The sequence below is a fragment of the Magnetospirillum fulvum genome (genome assembly GCF_900108475.1).
In the GTDB taxonomy this organism is placed as follows: Bacteria; Pseudomonadota; Alphaproteobacteria; order Rhodospirillales; family Magnetospirillaceae; genus Phaeospirillum; species Phaeospirillum fulvum_A.
On sequence record NZ_FNWO01000007.1, the window covers coordinates 115097 to 135502 of the forward strand.

At 63.8% G+C, this 20406-nt stretch carries 16 protein-coding genes; 10 read left to right on the plus strand and 6 right to left on the minus strand.

The features are described 5' to 3' along the window. Positions 1-41 precede the first annotated feature (41 nt). The 9 genes from BLW40_RS10070 to BLW40_RS10110 all read left to right on the plus strand — a co-directional run bounded on the left by BLW40_RS10070 (position 42) and on the right by BLW40_RS10110 (position 9977). Positions 42-1688, plus strand: coding sequence for a cyclic peptide export ABC transporter (locus BLW40_RS10070; RefSeq protein ID WP_074768143.1), 1647 nt, complete (start codon positions 42-44; stop codon positions 1686-1688). A gap of 4 nt (positions 1689-1692) precedes the next feature. Continuing rightward, entirely contained in the window at positions 1693-3315 is a 1623-nt protein-coding gene (locus tag BLW40_RS10075) for a cyclic peptide export ABC transporter (protein ID WP_074768145.1), read from the plus strand. Beyond that, positions 3315-4097 carry a thioesterase II family protein gene (locus BLW40_RS10080; protein WP_083386728.1) on the plus strand — a complete coding sequence of 261 codons (783 nt, stop codon included), beginning with the start codon at positions 3315-3317 and terminating at the stop codon, positions 4095-4097. Before BLW40_RS10075 ends, BLW40_RS10080 begins: the two co-directional genes overlap by 1 nt. After that, positions 4094-5182 carry a TAXI family TRAP transporter solute-binding subunit gene (locus tag BLW40_RS10085; protein WP_074768147.1) on the plus strand — a complete coding sequence of 363 codons (1089 nt, stop codon included), beginning with the start codon at positions 4094-4096 and terminating at the stop codon, positions 5180-5182. The genes BLW40_RS10080 and BLW40_RS10085 overlap by 4 nt, the downstream gene beginning before the upstream one ends. A gap of 228 nt (positions 5183-5410) precedes the next feature. Next, positions 5411-5974, plus strand: a complete 564-nt coding sequence (locus tag BLW40_RS10090) for a YcjF family protein (protein ID WP_074768306.1) — start codon at positions 5411-5413, stop codon at positions 5972-5974. A 102-nt stretch (positions 5975-6076) separates the two neighbouring features. Then, positions 6077-6274, plus strand: a complete 198-nt coding sequence (locus BLW40_RS10095) for a hypothetical protein (RefSeq protein WP_074768149.1) — start codon at positions 6077-6079, stop codon at positions 6272-6274. A 105-nt stretch (positions 6275-6379) separates the two neighbouring features. Then, positions 6380-7627 carry a prohibitin family protein gene (locus tag BLW40_RS10100; protein ID WP_074768151.1) on the plus strand — a complete coding sequence of 416 codons (1248 nt, stop codon included), beginning with the start codon at positions 6380-6382 and terminating at the stop codon, positions 7625-7627. A gap of 102 nt (positions 7628-7729) precedes the next feature. Next, positions 7730-9790 (plus strand): carbon starvation CstA family protein, encoded by a 2061-nt coding sequence (locus BLW40_RS10105; protein ID WP_074768153.1) that lies wholly within the window; start codon positions 7730-7732, stop codon positions 9788-9790. Next, on the plus strand, positions 9783-9977 hold the full coding sequence (locus BLW40_RS10110) for a YbdD/YjiX family protein (protein ID WP_002729880.1): 195 nt from the start codon (positions 9783-9785) through the stop codon (positions 9975-9977). Before BLW40_RS10105 ends, BLW40_RS10110 begins: the two co-directional genes overlap by 8 nt. 77 nt (positions 9978-10054) lie before the next feature. Here the strand turns inward: BLW40_RS10110 and BLW40_RS10115 are convergent, their stop codons facing one another. From BLW40_RS10115 to BLW40_RS10125, 3 genes are all read right to left on the minus strand, one after another. Further along, complete coding sequence (locus BLW40_RS10115) at positions 10055-11107, minus strand: hypothetical protein (protein ID WP_074768155.1); 1053 nt, start codon at positions 11105-11107, stop codon at positions 10055-10057. A gap of 10 nt (positions 11108-11117) precedes the next feature. Beyond that, positions 11118-12953 (minus strand): potassium/proton antiporter, encoded by a 1836-nt coding sequence (locus BLW40_RS10120; protein WP_074768157.1) that lies wholly within the window; start codon positions 12951-12953, stop codon positions 11118-11120. A gap of 172 nt (positions 12954-13125) precedes the next feature. Continuing rightward, the gene (locus BLW40_RS10125) at positions 13126-14868 is read right to left on the minus strand and encodes a hypothetical protein (RefSeq protein WP_074768159.1); all 1743 of its coding nucleotides are present in this window, start codon (positions 14866-14868) and stop codon (positions 13126-13128) included. 232 nt (positions 14869-15100) lie between these two features. Here BLW40_RS10125 and BLW40_RS10130 point away from each other — a divergent pair, with 232 nt between their 5' ends. Further along, on the plus strand, positions 15101-15535 hold the full coding sequence (locus BLW40_RS10130) for a MaoC family dehydratase (RefSeq protein ID WP_074768161.1): 435 nt from the start codon (positions 15101-15103) through the stop codon (positions 15533-15535). 74 nt (positions 15536-15609) lie between these two features. On the opposite strand, the gene BLW40_RS10135 is transcribed toward BLW40_RS10130, so the two are convergent. From BLW40_RS10135 to der, 3 genes are all read right to left on the minus strand, one after another. Further along, positions 15610-17772, minus strand: coding sequence for an RNA degradosome polyphosphate kinase (locus tag BLW40_RS10135; RefSeq protein WP_074768163.1), 2163 nt, complete (start codon positions 17770-17772; stop codon positions 15610-15612). Continuing rightward, positions 17769-18860 carry a zinc transporter ZntB gene (locus BLW40_RS10140; protein WP_074768165.1) on the minus strand — a complete coding sequence of 364 codons (1092 nt, stop codon included), beginning with the start codon at positions 18858-18860 and terminating at the stop codon, positions 17769-17771. Before BLW40_RS10140 ends, BLW40_RS10135 begins: the two co-directional genes overlap by 4 nt. A 121-nt stretch (positions 18861-18981) precedes the next feature. Next, a complete protein-coding gene (gene der, locus BLW40_RS10145) occupies positions 18982-20397 on the minus strand; it encodes a ribosome biogenesis GTPase Der (RefSeq protein WP_074768167.1) in 1416 nt (471 codons plus the stop codon). Positions 20398-20406: the final 9 nt, after the last annotated feature.

Consider the following 20406-nt stretch of genomic DNA (forward strand, 5'->3'; position numbering starts at 1 on the left):
TCCCCGTCGGGAGGTGATGTTCCGGGGGGATCGATCGGCAGATGAAAATCCTCGACCTCTTGAGCGTACAAGGGGCCACGCCTCGGCTACGGCTGCTCGGCAGCGCAGTGGCCTCCAGTATCGGCGGGGTTTTTTTGCTGGCGACGGTCAATCTGGCCGCCGAAAAAATGGCGGGCGAAGGATTCGATCAGGTCGATTGGGGCTTGGCGAGCGTCTTCGTCGCCGCCGCCGCGATCTATTATTACGCCGAGGTTTTTCTGGTCGGCCGGGTCGGAGCCGACCTCGAAGCCGCGATAGATTTCCTCCGCGTCCGCATCCTGGGCCGCATCCGCCGCGCCGATTTCGTCTTGCTGGAACGGATCGGCCACCAGACCCTGTTCGAAAGCGTCACCCAGGCGACGCAGACGATTTCGCAAAACAGCCAGTTTCTCGCCCTGGCGCTGCGGTCGGGAATTCTGTCCGTGGCGGTGCTGTTCTATATCCTTTACCTGTCTCCGCTGGCTTTCGTCATCGTCACGCTCGGCGTTTCGGGCGGCGGCTGGGTTTATGCCCGGCTGGGAGCCAGGCTCCACCGCCGTCATCACGAGATGATGGGCGAAGAGGCCGGATTGTTCGAAAGCCTGTCCGACCTGTTCGACGGCTTCAAGGAAATCCGCCTGTCAAGCCAGCGCAGCGCCGATTTCGGCCGCACCGTCGCCCGGCAATGCCGCCATGTCGGCACGGTCCGGCTTGATGTCCAGACCCATATCTTCAGCCAGTTCATCATCGGTCAGGTCATTTTCTTTTTGCTGCTGGCGGTCGTCGTGTTCGCGATCCCGATGTACAAGCTGGGCGCCGACATCGACGTCGTCAAAGTGGCGACGGCGGTGATTTTCATCGTTGGCCCGCTCGGTGCCTTGATCCATTCGCTGGGGATTCTCGCCGCCTCGAACGCCGCCGCCGAGAAGATCCTCCGCCTCGATTCCCAACTGGCGGAGATGGAGGATCCGGTCGAACAGGTCGAACCCGCCCCCCTGCCCGCCGATTTCGCGACGATCCGGCTGAGCGGGATCGGCTATGCCTATGAGGGTGCCGAGGGCGAATCCGGCTTTGCCATCGGCCCGATCGACCTCTCGGTCAAGCGGGGCGAGGTGATCTTCATCACCGGCGGCAACGGCTCGGGCAAATCGACCCTGATGAAGGTGCTGTGCGGATTTTATCGGCCCCAGCAGGGGGTGATCGAGATCGACACCCACCCGATCGGATCGACGACGATGCGCTCGTACCGGGGACTGATCGCGGCGGTCTTCTCCGATTTTCACCTGTTCCCCCGTCTCTACGCGATCCCCCCCGAGCGGATTGCCGAGGCCGCTCCGCTGCTTGAAATGCTGGAAATGGAGAGGGTCAGCGGCCTGGACGGCAACCGTTTCACCCGGATCGACCTATCGACCGGGCAAAAAAAACGGCTGGCCCTGGTGGTGGCGTTGCTGGAACGGCGGCCAATCCTGGTTCTCGACGAATGGGCCGCCGACCAGGACCCTCATTTCCGCCGCCGTTTCTATCGCGAGATTCTTCCCGAGTTGCGCCGACGCGGCTTGACCGTGATCGCAGTGACCCACGACGATTCCTATTTCGACGCCGCCGACCGCCGCTTCCATCTCGACGAAGGACGGCTGCGCCCCGTCCCCCCGTCGGCCGCCGGAGTCTGAGCCGATGACGATGATCCGCCAATTGCGCTCGGAAATGTCCTCCAATCCCCGGTGGCTGGTCTTTCTGACGATTCTGTCGGCCTGCTCGACCACCCTGATTCTGGCGGTGATCAACATCGCGGCGGCGCAGGCGCAGTCGGGTGGAGCCGGGATTCGCCTTGTCCTGCTGTTCCTGGTCACCACCGCCCTCTACGCAGCCACCCAGAAGGCGGTGACCGGGATTTGCGCCACCGAGGTCGAGGGGCTGGTCGATCGGCTGCGCGGCGACGTGGTCGAGGGGATCCGCCATTCCGACATGCAAAGCCTGGACGAGATCGGTCAGGCGAAGGCGTTTTCCGCCCTGACCCGCGATTGCCAGACCGTCTCGCGCTGCGTGCCGATGCTGGCGGTAGGAGCGCAGGATGCGGTGACGCTGCTGTTCGTCGCCCTTTATGTCGCGTGGCTGTCGCTTGCCGCCTTTGGCGCGGTGACGCTGTTCCTGGTGCTGGCGGTGATGCTGCACTGGCGGCGAATGGCCGACCTGCGCCAAGAGACCAGCCGGGCCGAAGCCGCCGAGATGGAGCTGTTCGATGGGCTGGGCGGAATGCTGCGCGGGCAGAAGGAAATCCGCCTCAATGAACAAAGGGGGCTTGAGGTGGTCGGCGATCTGGCCGAAATCTCGCGCCGCACCCGGATGGCCAAGACCGCGATCAAGCAACGCTGGTCGCGCGAATTCGCCGGAATTCAACTGGCGTTCTATGTTCTGGTCGGAGTGATGGTGTTCGTGGTGCCGATGGTCACCACCACCTTTCACACCGAAGCGATCCAGGCCACCACCGCCGCGATGTTCATGATCGGGCCGATCGGCACCGTGGTCCAGGCGGTACCGATCATCGGCGACGCCGAACACGCTTTGACCGGGTTGTACGCATTGAAGGAGAGGCTGCGCGGCGGACGCGCCGCCGAAGCGGAATCGACGACAACCGCGCCGATGGCCCCGCCGCAGGAAATCGTGCTGTCCGACCTGGGCTATCGCTATCCCGACGACAAGGGCGAGTCCGGTTTTTCGGTCGGACCGCTGAACGCCCGCTTTCGCGCCGGAGAAATCACCTTCATCACCGGCGGCAACGGCTCGGGCAAATCGACCTTTTTGCGCCTGCTGGTCGGTTTGGTCCCGGCCAGCGGCGGCACCCTGTCGGTCGATGGCGAAATCGTCACCGAGGCGCGGATGCAGGCCTATCGCGACACCATCTCGGCGGTGTTCTCCGATTACCATCTGTTTCGCCCGCTCTACGGCATTGCCCCCGAGGCGTGGCCCAATGCCGGGCCGTTGCTGGAAAAGCTGGGACTCGACCGCAAGGTGCGGGTCGAGGACGGACGCTTTTCGACCCTGGCCCTGTCGGCGGGACAGCGCAAACGGCTGGCCCTGGTCGTCGCCGAACTGGAGGACAAGCCGGTGCTGATCCTCGACGAATGGGCCGCCGATCAAGACCCCCATTTCCGCCATTTGTTCTATGAAGAGATCCTTCCCGCCTATCGTGCCCAGGGCAAGATGGTGATCTGCGTCACCCATGACGACCGCTGGTTCGGCGTCGCCGACCGGGTGTTGGCGATGCGCGAGGGCGCTTTTGTCGAAGGAACCGGCTGATGAGCGGCCCCTGGCTGGTGCGGATCGGCAAGCCCGCCGCCCGTCATCCCTCGCTGCGATTATTGGGGTTGCCCCATGCTGGCGGCGGCCCGTCGCTGTTCCGCCCCTGGGCCACGGCGCTGCCCCCCGACGTCGATCTGGTCGCGGCGCAATTGCCCGGCCGCGAACGGCGTCTGGCCGAAACGCCTTGCCGCGATGCCAAGACCATCGTGACGGGACTGGTCGCGGCGGTCCTGGCGCTACCGCCCGCGCCGCTGGTGCTGTACGGCCATAGTCTGGGAGCATCATTGGCCCTCGATCTTGCCGTCGCTTTGACGGAGGCCCAGGCCCCCCTGGCGCTGGTGACAGTGGCGGCCCGGGCCGCTCCGTACCTGCCGCCCCGGCGTCCGCCGCTGTCGCCGCTGGATGACCGCGCTTTCCTAACGGCGATCGGCGCGATGGGCGGAACCCCGCGCGAGGCGCTGGAGCACGCCGAATTGATGGCGATGGTTCTGCCCGTGCTCCGGGCCGACTTCGTGCTGTCCGAAGGGTTTGCCCGCCCGCCCGCCCCGGTAATCGCCTGTCCGCTGCTGGCGGTAAACGGACGCGACGATCCCTATGTCACCGAGGCCGACATGCGGGCCTGGAGCGCGTTTGCCGCCGGTCGCTTCCGCTTCGAAGAGGTGGCGGCGGGCCATTTCTTCGCGCAAAGTCATCGCAACGACATTCTGCGGCTGATCTTCGAGGAAATCGGGTGGACGTCGTCCGCTTCCGCCACGGACCTTTGTCAGGAGGCATCATGACCCGGATCGCAAGCCTGGCCCGGCGCTGGACTCTCGCGCTTTTGCTTTTGCTGGTCCCTGTCGCGGACGGTTTGGCGGCCGAGAAAAAGAACGGCCTCCCCTATAATCCCGATTTCGTTCCCCTGAACCAGTACAAGGATTGGACCGATATCAATCTTGTCTCAAGCAATTCGGCCCTAAATCCGCTCAAGGAAAAGTACCTGACGATCTATTCTGGTGGAACAACCGGAGTATATTTCACGGTTGCCAGTGCATTATGCGACACAATGCGTAAGAATTTCGACCAGCATGGCATCCATTGCGTCGCATTGCGCTCGCAAGGCAGCACCGACAACCGCAGACTGATGCGCCAGGGCCGAGCCCAGGTGGTCATCATGCAATCCGACGTCACCTATCTGGCCGCTTCGGGCGAGGAACCGATCCCCGGGGCGCAATCGGTCATGTCGCTGTACGGCGAAATGGGCATGCTGGTGACACGCAGCAAAGCCGCGATCATCACGCCCGAAGATTTGCGCGGCAAACGGATTAATCTCGGTCCGGACGGCAGCGTCGGTCAAAAGCTGATCCTCGATTATCTGGCCGCCAGCGGCATTCGTCCCGCCGATCTGGCCCGGCGCGACACTTTCCCGATCGATTCCAGTCCTCAAGGGCTGTGCAGCGGCTATATCGACGCCTTCGCGGTATGGAGCGGGCATCCGTCACAACTGGTCTCCGATACGATTTCGCGCTGCAACGCGCGGGTTCTTGGACTGGCCGGGCCGGGGATGGAGGAGATGCTGCGCCTCCATCCCGAATATTCGCGACTGACCCTGCCCGCCAACACCTATCCGGGACAGACGAATCCGCAGGAGACCTATGGGATCAAGGCGACTCTGGTCGCCTATCAACCGGTCGATCCGACCGTCGTCTACTGGCTGGTGCGTTCGGCGGTCGAGAATATCGAATTGCTGCGGACACTCCATCCCGCCCTGAAAACCCTGACCGTCCACGAGATGATCTCGTCCGGCAATTACCTTCCGTTCCACGCCGGAGCCGCCCGCTATTGGCGCGAGGCGGGCCTGCTCCCAGCACAACCCAAACACTAAAAGCGTGCAAGGCATGAAGATTTCAGGTTGACCGCATTTTCTTGCGCTCCTATCCTCGGCACGAGCGCTGGCGACCACGACGATTCGATATCCGACGGCGGCGACTTCCGCACCGCTCCGCCCGCAAAGGGACGCCCCGCCTCTGTCGGGAACATCCTTTGCGGACGTTTTCATGCTATTCTTGCGTTGTCGATCCTGACCAACTGGATTCACCTCACGGGGGAGATCATGACCAGCGAGGCTAAAGCCAAGACCCAGGCTGCTGTTTCGGACGGGCCTGTTGAAGAGAGGATAACGCCGCCACCCGAGACGGACATTCATTCCGCCGCGGCCGATTCGGTCATCCGCAACAACGTCTACTGGTCGATCGGAGCGGGCGTCATTCCGCTACGCTTCCTCGACACCGCGGCGCTGATCGCCGTTCAGGTTAAACTGCTGAAGGAACTGGGCGATCTGTACGGCGTGCCATTCAAGGCCAATGCCGTCAAATCCTCGGTCGCCGCCCTGCTGGCGGGAATCGGCACCACCGCGATCAGCGGGGGAATCCTGTCTTCCGGCGTCGCCTATGGCCTTTTGCGCAATGCGCCGGTGTTCGGAACGCTGTTCTCACTGGCGACCCAGCCCGCTTTCGCGGCGGCGTTCACCTATGCCGTGGGCAAGACCTTCAAGCGTCACTTCGCGTCCGGCGGAACCTTCCTGTCCTTCAACGCCAAGAAGGCCAAGGACGATTTCGCCGCCGAGTTTGCCGAAGCCAAGGACAAAGGCATCGGTGCGGCAACGGCGGCGGCGTAACGCTATCGTCGGCCCCGGTCGATAGAGTATGGTGTGGTATCGAACGCGGTGGGCAAACGCCCACCGCGGCGATGTTCTTGGCGGAAGGCGAAGGAACACGGCATGCCAATCATTGTCATCGTTCTTTATGTGATTGCCTGCGTGCTCTGCGGCCTGTTGGGCCGAACCACCGCGTTTGGGTTTGCCGGTCATTTCCTGTTGGCGCTGGTGATATCGCCGGTGTTCGACCTGTTGATTCTCGTCGCCTGCCGCCCGTCCCGCGAAATTCGTAAACGGATCGAGAAAGTTACGTTAGAGTAACCCTGTCCTCGGCGGTGCCGGAACGGGCATCGCGTCGGATAATCGCGAGGGATTCGGGAAGACCCGACAGACCCGAAATAAGCCCGACCAGCGAGAAGGGTGGAGATGACAGAAGTAAACAATGCGGCGACTCCCGCGGCGAGTGTCTCGCCCTCGGCCTTCCGTCGTCTTCTGGACCAGAGCGGCTTTAACACGCTAAAGCGTCAACTGCGCCACAACGCCAGTTCTATCTACATCTTCTCGCTCTTGCTGGTGCTGGGCATGATCCTGCTTGCCCCCAGCATCTTCATCAACGTCCCTGCCGGTCATTCCGGGGTGCTGTGGCTGCGCTTTTTCGGCGGCACGGTGACCGACCGGACCTTTGGCGAAGGTGTTCACGCCATCTTCCCGTGGGACGAGATGTATATCTATGATGCCCGGCTCCAGAACAATGTCCGGACCTACGACACCATTTCCTCGAACGGCCTGACGATGCAGGTCGAGGTGGCGGTGCGGTATCGGGTCAACAAGGACTCGCTTGGCCTCCTCCATGCTCTGGTCGGGCCGGATTACCCGGAAATCCTGGTCTATCCGGAAATCGGCTCGCATGTCCGCGAACTGATCTCGCGCTACACTCCCGAACAGCTTTATTCCGACGCGCGCGGCTTCATCCAGGCCGAATTGCTGGAACGGATGGTGCGCCAACTCGGCTCGTCCCTGGTCAACCAGAGCTTTCGCGGCAAGCTGGTGACGGTCGAGGACGTGCTGATCCGCTCGGTCAAGCTGCCGGAAAAGGTGTCCGAGGCGATCGAACGCAAGGCCGAACAATATCAGGCAATGCTGGAATACGATTTCCGTATCGCCCGCGAGGAAAAGGAACGCGAGCGCAAGAAGATCGAGGCCGAAGGTATCCGCACCTTCCAGGACATCGTCGCCCGCACCATCACCCCGGAATATCTCCGTCTGCGCGGGATCGAGGCGACAATTGCGCTATCGACCTCTCCCAACGGCAAGATCATCATCATCGGTGGGGGCAAGGATGGACTGCCGGTGATTCTCAACACCGCCGACACGTCGCCCCCCTCCCCCCTCCGCGCCGATGCTGCCCCCGCCCCCACCCGTGAAGCCTCTCCGACGACCGAAACCAAGTCGTTCAACGCCCGCTCGTCCGACATTCCGCCGCCCAACGCCGCTCTTCCGGTGACGGACGTCAACCGGCGCAGCAGGCCCTCGGTTTGGAGTTCGCCCGTGCCGACGGAATTCGTGCCCGCTCCCCCCGCCGCCGTTTCTTCGGGCGACGGCAAGGCTCCGTCCAAGGAGTCAAGTGACGGCAAACCGGCAGCTCCGCCCGCCCGCAAACCCACTCGGGAATGATTTTGCGTCGCAATATTTAGGGATTGGGCCTGACGGAAATAGACTTCGCCGCGCGCCAATAATATAACTTTTTCCTTGGCTCCCAGAGCGGAGGATATGTCCATGGGTGCGCCTATATCTAAATTGGTGTGGTTGGCTACGGCCCTGCTCAGTGCTTTTGCGCTGGGCGTGGTGGCATTGGAACGTGGCGAGAGCGTCAACGCCATCTGGCTCGTGATCGCCGCTGTCTGTACCTATTTCATCGCCTATCGCTTTTACGGGCTGTTCATCGGCCAAAAAGTGATGCAAGTCGATCCGGGGCGGATCACTCCGGCCGTTCGCTACAATGACGGCCTCGATTACGTCCCCACCAACCGGTACGTCCTGTTCGGCCACCATTTCGCCGCCATCGCTGGCGCGGGGCCGCTGGTCGGGCCGGTGCTGGCCGCCCAGATGGGCTATCTTCCCGGAACCTTATGGATTCTCGCCGGTGTCGTCTTCGCCGGAGCGGTGCAGGATTCGATGGTGCTGTTCCTTTCGACCCGCCGCGACGGCCGGTCGCTGGGCGACATGATCCGCTCTGAAATGGGGCCGCTGGCCGGGTCGTTGGCCCTGGTCGGCGTGCTGATGATCATGATCATTATCCTGGCCGTGCTGGCCCTGGTGGTGGTCAAGGCCTTGACCGGCAGTCCGTGGGGCACCTTCACCGTCATCGCCACCATTCCGATCGCGATCCTGATGGGGATCTATGCCCGCTTCCTGCGGCCGGGCCGAATCGGCGAGATGAGTCTGATCGGCTTTGCCCTGCTGATGACGGCCCTGCTCTATGGCCAGACTGTCGCCGAAAGCCCCGATCTGGCTCCGCTGTTCACCTTCAAGGGTGAGCAATTGGCGCTGATGATCATCGGCTATGGCTTTGTCGCCTCGGTGTTGCCGGTGTGGCTGCTGCTCGCCCCGCGCGACTATCTGTCGACCTTCCTCAAGATCGGCACCATCATCTGCCTCGCACTCGGCATCCTGGTCGCGATGCCGGTGTTGAAAATGCCTGCGGTAACCCAGTTCATCGATGGGACCGGCCCGGTCTTCGCCGGGAATCTGTTCCCCTTCCTGTTCATCACCATCGCCTGCGGCGCGGTGTCGGGCTTCCATGCCCTGATCTCCTCGGGCACCACGCCCAAGATGCTGGAAACCGAAAAGCAGATTCCGCTGATCGGCTATGGCGGGATGCTGATGGAAAGCTTCGTCGCGGTAATGGCGATGGTTGCCGCCACCGTGATTGATCCCGGCGTCTATTTCGCGATGAACAGCCCGGCGGCGCGGATCGGCACCGACGTCGTCAACGCGGCGACGGTGATCAGCTCCTGGGGCTTTGCGATCACCCCGGAAATGTTGGTCGAAACCGCCAAGGATGTCGGCGAGACCTCGATCCTGTCGCGGGCGGGCGGCGCTCCGACCCTGGCGGTGGGCATGGCCCAGATTTTCTCCAGCGTCATCGGCGGCAAGACGATGATGGCGTTCTGGTACCATTTCGCGATCCTGTTCGAGGCGCTGTTCATCCTCACCGCCGTCGATGCCGGCACCCGCGCCTGCCGCTTCATGGTCCAGGACATGATCGGCGCGGTGACGCCGAGCTTCCGCCAGACCAAATCCTGGAGCAACAACCTGATCGCCACCGGAATCGCCGTCACTTTGTGGGGCTATATCCTCTATACCGGCGTGATTGATCCGTTGGGCGGCATCAACACCTTGTGGCCGCTGTTCGGTATCGCCAATCAGATGCTGGCAGGCGTCGCCCTGGTCCTGTGCACGGTGGTGCTGTTCAAGATGAAGCGGCAGCGTTACGCCTGGGTCACCGTGCTTCCGGCGATCTGGCTGCTGATCTGCACCTTGACCGCCGGAATGCAGAAAGTGTTCCACGCCAGTCCGGCAATCGGCTTCCTGGCCCAGGCCGACAAGTTCGGCACCGCCTTGGATGCTGGCAAGGTGATTGCTCCGGCCAAGTCCATCGACCAGATGAACCAGATCGTGTTCAACGCCTATGTCGATGCCGGTATCGCGATCTTCCTGCTGATCCTGGTGGTGGCGATGGTCGGTTTCGGCATCATTTCAATCCGTCGGGCGATTGCCGCCGATCACCCGACCGCGATTGAATCCGGCACCGCCAAGGAGGCGAGCCATGCTTGACCTGAAGGCGGCCTATCGCATTCTCAGTCAGGCCAGCCGTTTGATGGTGGGCGTTCCCGACTATGACGGGTATGTCATTCACCAGATGACCCGCCACCCCGACGATCCGGTGATGAGCTACGAGGAATTCTTCCGCAACCGTCAGGATGCACGCTATGGCGGTGGCGGAGCGACCCGCTGCTGCTGATCCGAAGATCGAATCCGTAACGAGGCGAAGGCCGACAGCAATGTCGGCCTTCGTCACGTCTGGGGAAAGGGAAGCGGTTAAAACAGCAGCGCGACCGCGCGGGACCGGTCGGCGGGCGACAGACCGCGATTCGATGCCAGATAATGCAACGCGATCAGCCCGCGCTCGTCGGCACGCAGGGGATCGGCCCCGCTTTGTGCCACCGCCTCGATCTCGGCGAGCGTCCCTCCGGCGGCGGCGGCACTCAGCGGACTCGAGGGTTGACCGGGCCGGGACGGCTTGGCCAGCGCCACGTCGGCGATTCCCTTGACCGGATCGCGGGCGAAACGCTCCAGCGCGGCGAAATCGCTGGCGCGGCCAGCAGGAACCGGGCAGTCGGTCAGCGGTCCGGCCAATTGACGCAACGACTTCGCCGCAATCTCCAACCGGGCACGCTGGGTCGCCGCCAACCGGCAGGGCAACCGCAAACCGCGCCCGTCGAACGCGGACAGACCCGACGCCGACCGACGCGACACCAGATCGTAGCCGTTCAGGCGCGGCAACATGTCGGCCAGCAGAACCGCATCGACCTTGCGCAGCACCAGGGCGAGGCGAACGAAAGCGGCGGTAACGGCGGCATCGCCGCTCTTGCGCGGCAAAGCGGGCAGCAATTCGAAATAGCTGACCAACCATTCCTGCCGCTCGGCCAAGGCCGGATCGGCCTCCATCTTCGCCTCGGAGGGAATCTGCGCCGCGACTGCCGCTTCGGCCACGTCGAGGGCACGGTTGGCTCCCACCGCATCGCCCGCCAGAATTCGCCGCAACGCTTCGGCCACCATTGCCAGACGGTCGGCAGCGGGGGCGGCGGCTTTGATCGACTCGCGTCCGGCGGCGGCACGGTTCAGTTCACTCTGGATGTGGGCAAACACGGCTTGCGGCGAACTGGCGGGAAGCGGATCAGGCGCGGCTTCGGCCATCGGCGGCGGTGCCTCTTCCGGCGCGGGAGGTGTCTCCGGCAGAGCCGCCTCAGGCGGGACCGGCGGGACCGGCGGGGGCTCCGACATCGAATAGAACAGCCAGCCGCCTCCCAGCCCGACCGCGACCGCCAGCAGCCCCAGACCGATCCTCACCGTCTTCGTCGCGACAGGCATCGTACTTTCCTCACTCGGCCGATGGGGGCACGATCGGCGGTTTCTCGCGACGACGCAACATGCGGCGCAGCATTCCCAACATCTCGGTCGGACTCTGGAACAGCAGCGGCAGGCGCGGCCGATCGACCGCGGTCGGCTCGAGCGCCAACCCGATCTCGGCGATGGTGCCATCCCAATCGAGCGAGCGAACGATCAGTTCGACCTCGCCCAACGCCGCCCGGTCGCCGACACCGGGCGTGTGGCCCAATTGACGGACCAGCCATTCCGACGCCGTCCGATTTTGTTCCTCGACGGGAATGGTCAGGCCGTAAGACACCCCCAATTCCTTCATCTTGCTGGTGGGAGCCAGCCCGAAATCGCCGAAGAAGCGGTGATCGGCCTCGGCCGCCGGGGCGGCGCTGGCAAACATCCGGTCAAGATGGGGAACCCGCTCGGGCCGGGCAAACAGATAGGCGGTGTCGCCAGGACGCAGCGCCCCAACGGCGAACGCACCAAACGAGCGTCCATCGCGTAGCACCAGTGACGGCTCGGCCCAGCGCGGCAGCCTCTGGCCGCGCGCCACCAGCGAATCCGCAACGACGCGATAGGCGACCAGTTCGTGACGCGCGCCGGGAATCTCTAGCTCCATTCGCTCGACCGGACCAATCCGGCGCGGCACCACCTGACCGAGAAAGCGGGCCACCGGCGCAATGGTCCAGCCCTGCAAGGCCAGACTGACCAGCACGACCAGGAAGGTGACGACGAAATAATCGCGGCCGTTGTTGAGGCCAGCCACCATCGGCACGATCGACAGCAGCACCGACACCGATCCGCGCAGCCCGACCCAGGCGATAAACGAGGTGTCGTTACGCTTGAACCCGAACGGCAGCAGACACATCCAGGCAGCCAGCGGACGGGCGACGAACATCAACACCACCGCCACCGCCAGCGCGCCGGGAATATAAGGGGGGAATTGCGACGGTGTCGCCAACAGCCCCAGCGTCAGGAACATCACGATCTGGGCCAGCCAGGTCAACCCTTCCTGGAATCGCCGCATCGTTTCAGGTGCGGCGATGCGGGCGTTTCCGGCGATCAGCCCGGCGATATAGACCGCTAGAAAGCCGCTGCCTTGCATCACCCCGGTGGCGGCGAACACCACCATCGCCAGACTGATCGCGGCCAAAGGCTGCAACCCGCGTTCGAACCCCATCCGGTTGACCGCGAAAACGATCAGCCCGCCCCCGGCCATTCCGGCCAGTGCGCCAACGCCAAACTGGGTGGCGAATTCCGACAAAATGCTAAGACCGGCCAATCCCGACACGCCATGATGCCCGGCCAGCAGCCCGACCAGGGACAAGGTGAGGAAGATCGCCATCGGATCGTTGCTGCCGGATTCGACTTCAAGGGTCGAGCGGACGCGGTCGCGCAGGTTCAGTCCCCCCACCCGCAGCAGGAAGAACACCGCCGCCGCGTCGGTCGAACTGACGATCGCGCCCAGCAAGGCCGATTCGACCCAGCCCATTCCCAGCAGGTAATGAGTCGGCAGCGCCACCACCGAGGTGGTGATCAGAACCCCCAGGCTGGCCAGAGTAAGGGCGGGAAAGGCGGCGGAGCGAAACGCCTTGATCCCGGTATGAAAGCCGGAATCGAACAAAATCACCGCCAGCGCGACGCTGCCAATCAGATAGGCGGCGCGGACATCGTCGAAGTGAATGTGGCCCAATCCGTCCTCGCCAGCCAAGAGGCCGACGGTCAGGAACACCAGCAGCAAGGGCGCCCCGATCCGGGTACTGAGCAGGCTGGAGAAGATGCTGAGCGACACCAGCCCCGCAACAATGAGGATGGCGACGTTCATGGACTCGATCATCGGGTGGCGCGCCCTTCGGATGGGGGGTCGAGGGGAACCGGGGCCAAGTGTGGACGGCACCGCCCAAACCTGAAATCCCCTGCATTTCCAAGCTTAGGCCATGGGATATCGCAGCCGCAATGGTCTAGACCCCGCTCGCCCTCGCTTTTCTCCCCACCCCATCACGCCAGCGTCACGGCGCGATGCCAAAACCGATCAAAACCTGCTCGCCCACCGCCCGCCGTGGCAAATCGGCGGGAAACAGCCGAGCCAGTCCGGGCGGGACCAGCACCGCCATCCGTCGCTCGGTCAGGAAGGTTTCGAGGCTGACCGGAATCTGGATCGTGGCATGATCCGCGCCGACCCGCACCGCCCCCACCGGCTGCGAGGACAATGCTTCGCCCCGGCCCAAGGTGTGGATCAGTTCGGTGATCGCGCCGTCGCGCAACGCCGCTTCGCGCTGCAAGACAGGATCGGCCGAAACGAATCCGGGCGGAGCCAGGAACGACGATTTCCCCGCCGCAAGATTGGCTTCGGGGTGAACCACCAACGCTCCGGGCAGCGCCACCGCCTTCACCTCGGGCACCTGATAGGCACGATTGTCGTACAGCGCCACCAGGGGGAAGTCCGGTAACGGAGCCAGATTCTCCCAGGCGACCCAACTCGATTCATCGGCGAAGGTTCCGGCGCTCCAGCGACCGGAATGGGCCAACGCGGTGCGATCGATCCAGGCCGGCGAGGCCAGATCGGCCCCGCTGCGGACCAGCAGCAGCAGCAACAAGAGCGGAACCAGGGTCGAGGCCGGAACCAGCCCGGTCCCCAGCCCACAGCCCAGCTTTTCGCGAATCAGCAGCAGCAGGCGGGCGAACAGCGCCAGCCCGATCGCGATCCCGACCGCGACGGCATGCGGGGCCAGCACCAGCAGCGCGCCCAGCAGTAGCAGACGTTCCAGTCCGGCCAACCGGGTCGAAGTCGCAAGGCGCGCCACCATGACGGTCAGCACCAGCCAGGTCGGATAGGCGCTGGCATGCGCCAGCGACAACACCGACAACAGCGGATCGGTCTGCGTCGGCGCGACCCGCAGCAGGAGCAACAGCCCCAGCCCCGCAGCCAGAATCGGCCCGTTCAAGGCCCACAACCAGCCGCGCAGGGTGGGCTCGTCCGTCTTGCTCCCCTCGCGGATCGCCCAGACGCAGGCCAGCGCCAGCAACGCCCCGGCCAACGGCGTCTGACCGGCCAGCGCCGTCGCGGCATCAATGGCGCGGGGCGGCAACGCGGCGACGATGGTCAGCATCAACCCGGATGCCGCCAGCGGCAGCAGCCCCCACAGCCGCGACAGATTCGGCAGCGAGCGGTCGAACGCCAGCCACAGCGGCACCGCCAGAGCGAGCAGAAGATTGCCGTCGGGCGAAGCGGCAACACACAGGCTGGCGGCGATCGCCGCCCAAGCCGGACGGCGGTCGAGCCCGGCCAACAGAGCGGCGAACCCCAACAAATGAGCGATCCCCGCCGGGGTCGGAACATGAAACGGAACCGGAGCCGCCTCAACGCCGACCAGCAGCTTGGCCGAGAAGAAACAGCCGATCAGCACGGTCAACAAAGCGGCGGTCTGGTCGCCTCCGGTCAGCCTTCGCCGCACCACGCCGACCGCCGCCGCCAGGATCAGAAATCCGGCGGTCAGATGCAGGATCAGACCAAGGATATCGTTGCCAAGCGGCAGTCGAAGCAGACGCACGAGGGGATAGAGCAGCGACGGGCCAAAGATTCCCGGATCACTTAGAAAGGGATTGGCGGCAAACAGCGCCGGATCGCGCGCCTTCGCCAGTAATTCAAGGACATGATGAGTGGGCGGCGCAAAACCAAAATAAGCGACCGCGACAAACAGGCCGAGCCCCCCAATCATCAGCATCCGCCCGAGATCCGAAGACCGGTTCATGCCTTTTCCTTCCATCCGATCGTGGGAAACGCGGCAAGGCGAGAATGGGGAGGCTGCCCGCCGCGATTGATCCGCCGCATATATCTCGTTTTATGTATATCAGCAGGGTTTGCTCCGCACCAACCCAAACATCCATCGCGGGGGCAGCAAATACGCCCTTTAGGGAGGGCCAGCTCACACGCTATACTCGGCTGTTGCGACGCAGCATCGTCCAAAAACGGGAGGCATAACCATGAGCGATGAGTCCCTGCACGGCCTGTATTACGAGGATCTGTCGATCGGACAGACGGCCAGCTTCGCCAAAACGGTAACCGAAGCCGATATCGTCGCCTTCGCCGGATTGTCGGGCGATTTCAATCCGGTCCATATCAACGAGGAATTCGCCCTGACCACCCCGTTCAAGGGCCGCATCGCCCATGGCATGCTGTCGGCGGCGTTCATCTCGACGGTGTTCGGCACCCGCCTGCCGGGGCCGGGCAGCATCTATGTCGCCCAATCGCTTAAGTTCAAGGCGCCGGTGCGGATCGGCGATACCGTCACCGCCCATGTCGAATTGATTGATCTGGTGCCGGAACGGAAATTCGCGACCTTCAAGACCACCGCGACCGTTGCGGGCAAAGTGGTGCTGGAGGGCGAAGCGACCTTGCGGGTCGAACGGAGAGAATAAAAGCGACGACGACACGGGGCGCGCGCGCGCGCTCACACGCGATGCGCGCCCCGTGTCGCTCGGACCCGGTCGCCTCAGACCGACTCGGTCGGCTTGCGCTTGTTCCGACGGCTCGCCGCCGTTCCGCCCGACCGTAACGGCGGGTCGATCAAGGCGCTGCCCCGCCCCGACAGCGATGGATTGGTCATGAAGTAATCGTGGGCGCTGAACGGTGTCTCGCCCGGATCGACCCGGTGATAGCGCCCGTCGGCATCCAGCATCCAGCACTGGGCGGTATCGCGCAGGTTAGCGACCATGATCTCGTCAAGGATCTGGGCATGAACGGTCGGATTCTCGATCGGGACAAAGGTCTCGACCCGCCGATCCATGTTGCGCCCCATCCAATCCGCCGACGAAATGAACACCTTGGCCTCACGCGACGGCAAAGGCTTTCCGTTGCCGAAACAGACGATGCGGGCATGTTCGAGGAAACGGCCGACGATACTGCGAACCCGGATCGTTTCGGACAGACCGGGAATGCCGGGACGCAGGCAGCAGATACCGCGAATCACCAGTTCGATCGCCACCCCGGCCTGGGAGGCGCGGTACAGCGCGTCGATCAATTGGGGATCGACCAGCGAATTGAGCTTGGCCCAGATCGTCCCCGGGCGACCGGCCTTGGCATGGGCGATTTCGATCTCGATCAGATCGAGCAGCGTCTGGCGCAGGAACAGCGGCGCGATCGACAGCTTCTCCAACCCTTCGGGAACGGCATAGCCGGTCATGAAGTTGAACGCCCGCGCCGCATCGCGGCACAACAGCGGGTCGCAGGTGAAGAACGACAAATCGGTGTAAATCTTCGCGGTGATCGGGTGGTAATTGCCGGTGCCGAAATGGACGTAGGAGACCAGACGGCTTTCCTCGCGCCGCACCACCAGCGACATTTTGGCGTGGGTCTTCAGCTCCATGAAGCCGAACACCACCTGGGCTCCGGCCCGTTCCAGTTTGCGGGCGAGATGGATGTTGGCCTCTTCGTCAAAGCGCGCCTTCAACTCGACCATGCAGGTCACCGACTTGCCCGCCTCGGCCGCCTCGATCAGCGCCTTGACGATTGGGCTGTCGGCGCTGGTGCGGTACAGCGTCTGCTTGATCGCGACCACCTGAGGATCGCGTGCCGCTTGGCGAATGAACTGGACCACCACGTCGAAGCTTTCGAACGGGTGATGAACCACGATGTCCTTCTGCCGGATCGCGGCGAAGCAATCGCCAGCGAAATCGCGCACCCGTTCGGGAAAACGGGCGTTATAGGGCGGGAACAGCAGATCGTGGCGCTGATCGGTGATGATCTGGCGGGCATCGACCAACCCCAGACGCCCCTCGAATTCGAACACGTCATGCTCATCGACATGCATTTCGGCGACGATCAGCGCCTTCAACGCCTCGGGGATTCCGGCCTTGAAGGTCAGCAGGATCACCCGGCCCAAGCGGCGGCGCTTCAGCGCGGATTCGAACACCCGCACCAGATCCTCGGCCTCTTCGTCGATTTCCATCTCGGAATCGCGGATGACCCGGAACATCCCGGCGCTTTCGACCTGAAAACCCGGGAACAGGCGGTCGAGGAACAAGACGATCGCGTCTTCAAGCGGGTAGAAGCGGATGCCCTCGCCGGGGAGCCGGAGGAAACGGCGCAATTGCGGCGGCACCGGAATCAGCGCCCGCAGCGCCTCGCCGTCGGAGCGACGGGTCAGCAGCACCACCAGGGCGATACCGAGATTGGGAATGAACGGAAACGGATGGGCCGGATCAATCGCCAGCGGGGTCAGGGCCGGAAAGATCTGCTCGTCGAAGGTCTGGCCCATCCACACGGTATCTTCGACGGTCAGGTGATCGGTTTTGACCACGGTGACGCCAACCGCCTGAAGCTCGTTTTTCAATTCGCGCCAGCCGCGATATTGGGTTGCCATCAGCTCGGCGGCATAGCGGCTGATCGCCTCCAACTGCTCGGCCGGGGTCAGCCCGTCCTGGCTGGGAGCCGCCACCCCAGCCTCGACCTGCCCTTTCAGCCCGGCGACCCGGACCATATAGAACTCGTCGAGATTCGAAGCCGAGATCGACAGAAAGCGCAGCCGCTCCAGCAACGGATGGCGAGGATTGAACGCCTCTTCGATCACGCGCGTGTTGAACGCCAGCCACGACAATTCACGATTAAAAAAACGATCGGCAGGCAAGGTCGCCACCGCCTCGGCCATCGCGGTCATTCCCGCTCTCCATCTTTGAAACTGTTGTCGCGCTGCATCCGCCCGACCCGTCCATACCGCCCCAGGGGGATTCCATACCGCAACACCAGCGCGGTCACCAGGGCAGTCACGGCGATCAGAGCGCTGGCCAGCAGGGTTCCATAGGGATTTTCCAACCCGAACGGCAAGCCTCCGGTGTTCATTCCGAAATATCCGGCGATAAAGGTCATCGGCAGCATGATCACCGTCACCACCGACAGGGTATAAAGGTTGCGGTTGGTCTGTTCGGCGACGACCGCCGCCAATTCTTCCTGCAAGATCGAGGCGCGCTGGCGGATTTCGTCGAGATCTTCGAGATGACGGACCAAGCGGTCGTTGATTTCGCGCAGATGGGTCTTCGCCCCGTCGGTCAGCCATGTCGCATCGTCGGAGCGCAGCCGGTACAGCGCGTCGCGCTGCGGGGCCAGATAGCGCCGGACCTGGACCACGCTACGCCGACTGTCGGCGATCGCCGAACGCAGATCGGACCCGGCATCGGCCTCGCTCAACCGATCCTCCAGCAACGAGACGTTCTCTTCCAGTTCATCGACCAGATCGCCGACATGGTCGGTGACCTTCTCGGCGATTCGCGCCATCAGCCCGCCCGCCGTGCGCGGTCCCTTGCCGTTCAGCATCGTCAGACGCAGATCGCGGAGCGCGTTAAGGCTGTGATCCTTGTCGCGCAGCGAGATGCAGCGGCCGGATTCCATCCAGATATGGATCGGCACCAATTCGGAATCGACCGAACCGGGATGGTCCTCGCCCGGACGCGGCTTGTTGACGCCGCGCAGCACCACCAGCAGCGAATCGTCAACATCCTCGACCCGGGGGCGGGATTCGTCGGCCAGCAACGCCAGCGCCACCAGCGGATCGAGCCCGGCCCGATTCCGCACCCAATCCTGGGCGACCGGATCGTCGCGTTCGAGGTGAATCCACAAGAAGCCGTCGATGGGGGTCCAGGCTTCGACCCCAGCCCAGGTCAGATCGACAAAGCCGCCGCTGGCAGTGGCCAGCATGGCAAAGCGAAGACCGGGCTCCAACCCGGCGGCCAGTTCCTTATCGACTCCCATCGCACCTCGTCCCTGTCACATCCGTCCAGGATAACCGAACCAGGACGATCGGGAAGTGACAAAAGGAAGATCAAGGATCGGTTGCCGGAACCGCCGGGCCGTACACCCCAAAGGAGGCCAGTCAGGCCCCCTTATCGGCATAGGGATTGCGCCCGCCGCGCACGAACAGGCGGATCGGCACGCCCTTGAGGTCGAACGCCTCGCGCAGGCCGTTGACCAGATAGCGGACATAGGATTCAGGCAGTTCGTCCGGCTTGGTCGCGAACAGCGCGAAGGTCGGCGGCCGGGCCTTGACCTGAGTGATGTAGCGGATCTTGTAACGGCGACCGCCGGGCAGCGCGGGCGGCGGGTGGCGCTCGATCACCTCGGCCAGCCAGCGGTTCAATTGCGCGGTCGGAATGCGGCGGTTCCACACCGCCCAGCTATCGACCACCGCATCCATCAATTGAGAGATGCCGCGCCCGTTCAGCGCCGAAATCGTCACGGTACGGACGCCCTTGACCTGGGGCGCCGAGGTCTCCAGCCGGTCGCGCAGGCGACCCAGCGCCACCTGGGGATTCTCGACCACATCCCACTTATTGACGGCGACGACCAGGGCGCGGCCTTCGTCGGCGATCAGGCGTAGGATGGTCAGATCCTGCTTGTCGAGAATCTGGGCGGCGTCCATCACCAACACCACCACTTCGGCGCGGCGGATCGATTCCAGGGTATTGGCGACCGACAGCTTCTCGACCGCGTCGTAGATATTGGCCTTGCGGCGCAGACCGGCGGTATCGACCAGCTTGACCGCTCGCCCGGCATGGGTCCATTCGACGCCGATCGCATCGCGGGTCAGACCGGCTTCGGGACCGGTCAGCAGGCGCTCTTCGCCCAGCAACTGATTGCCCAGGGTCGATTTGCCGACATTGGGGCGGCCGACGATCACCATCGTCAGCGGACGGCCGGGATCGGGTTCGGCTTCATCCTCGGCTACCGCGTCGGCGGCTTCGTCGGGGAACGGCGGAAACTCGTCTTCGTCCTCTTCGTCGAGCACCACGCCCGCCTTTTGGGCGTGCGGCATCAACGCCTCGAACAATTCGTACATTCCCTCGCCATGCTCGGCCGACACCGGCACCGGCTCGCCCATCCCCAGCCCATAGGCTTCGTACAGGCCGGGAGCCCCCGCCTTGCCCTCGCATTTGTTGGCGACCAGGATCACCGGGGTCTTTGCCTTACGCAGATGGTCGGCGAAATGGCGATCAAGCGGGGTCACCCCGGCGCGGGCGTCGATCAGCAGCAGGGCGACGTCGGCCTCTTCCACCGCGCGGTCGGTCTGGAAGCGCATCCGCGCTTCGATGCTGTCGCCGCCCAGTTCCTCGAAACCGGCGGTATCGACAACAAGAAAATCGACCCCCATCAGGCTGGCGCGGCCTTCGCGACGGTCGCGGGTAATTCCGGGCAGATCGTGGACGATCGCGAGCTTACGCCCGACGAGGCGGTTGAACAGGGTGGACTTGCCGACGTTCGGGCGTCCGACAATGGCAACGGTGAAAGGCATGCGGTCTCA

Coding starts and splice junctions, on each gene's coding strand:
- BLW40_RS10085 (WP_074768147.1), top strand. CDS start 4,094: ATGACCCGGATCGCAAGCCTGGCCCGGCGCTGGACTCTCGCGCTTTTG.
- BLW40_RS10095 (WP_074768149.1), top strand. CDS start 6,077: ATGCCAATCATTGTCATCGTTCTTTATGTGATTGCCTGCGTGCTCTGC.
- BLW40_RS10110 (WP_002729880.1), top strand. CDS start 9,783: ATGCTTGACCTGAAGGCGGCCTATCGCATTCTCAGTCAGGCCAGCCGT.
- BLW40_RS10120 (WP_074768157.1), bottom strand. CDS start 12,953: ATGATCGAGTCCATGAACGTCGCCATCCTCATTGTTGCGGGGCTGGTG.
- BLW40_RS10070 (WP_074768143.1), top strand. CDS start 42: ATGAAAATCCTCGACCTCTTGAGCGTACAAGGGGCCACGCCTCGGCTA.
- der (WP_074768167.1), bottom strand. CDS start 20,397: ATGCCTTTCACCGTTGCCATTGTCGGACGCCCGAACGTCGGCAAGTCC.
- BLW40_RS10100 (WP_074768151.1), top strand. CDS start 6,380: ATGACAGAAGTAAACAATGCGGCGACTCCCGCGGCGAGTGTCTCGCCC.
- BLW40_RS10140 (WP_074768165.1), bottom strand. CDS start 18,860: ATGGGAGTCGATAAGGAACTGGCCGCCGGGTTGGAGCCCGGTCTTCGC.
- BLW40_RS10135 (WP_074768163.1), bottom strand. CDS start 17,772: ATGACCGCGATGGCCGAGGCGGTGGCGACCTTGCCTGCCGATCGTTTT.
- BLW40_RS10105 (WP_074768153.1), top strand. CDS start 7,730: ATGGGTGCGCCTATATCTAAATTGGTGTGGTTGGCTACGGCCCTGCTC.
- BLW40_RS10080 (WP_083386728.1), top strand. CDS start 3,315: ATGAGCGGCCCCTGGCTGGTGCGGATCGGCAAGCCCGCCGCCCGTCAT.
- BLW40_RS10115 (WP_074768155.1), bottom strand. CDS start 11,107: ATGCCTGTCGCGACGAAGACGGTGAGGATCGGTCTGGGGCTGCTGGCG.
- BLW40_RS10090 (WP_074768306.1), top strand. CDS start 5,411: ATGACCAGCGAGGCTAAAGCCAAGACCCAGGCTGCTGTTTCGGACGGG.
- BLW40_RS10125 (WP_074768159.1), bottom strand. CDS start 14,868: ATGAACCGGTCTTCGGATCTCGGGCGGATGCTGATGATTGGGGGGCTC.
- BLW40_RS10075 (WP_074768145.1), top strand. CDS start 1,693: ATGACGATGATCCGCCAATTGCGCTCGGAAATGTCCTCCAATCCCCGG.
- BLW40_RS10130 (WP_074768161.1), top strand. CDS start 15,101: ATGAGCGATGAGTCCCTGCACGGCCTGTATTACGAGGATCTGTCGATC.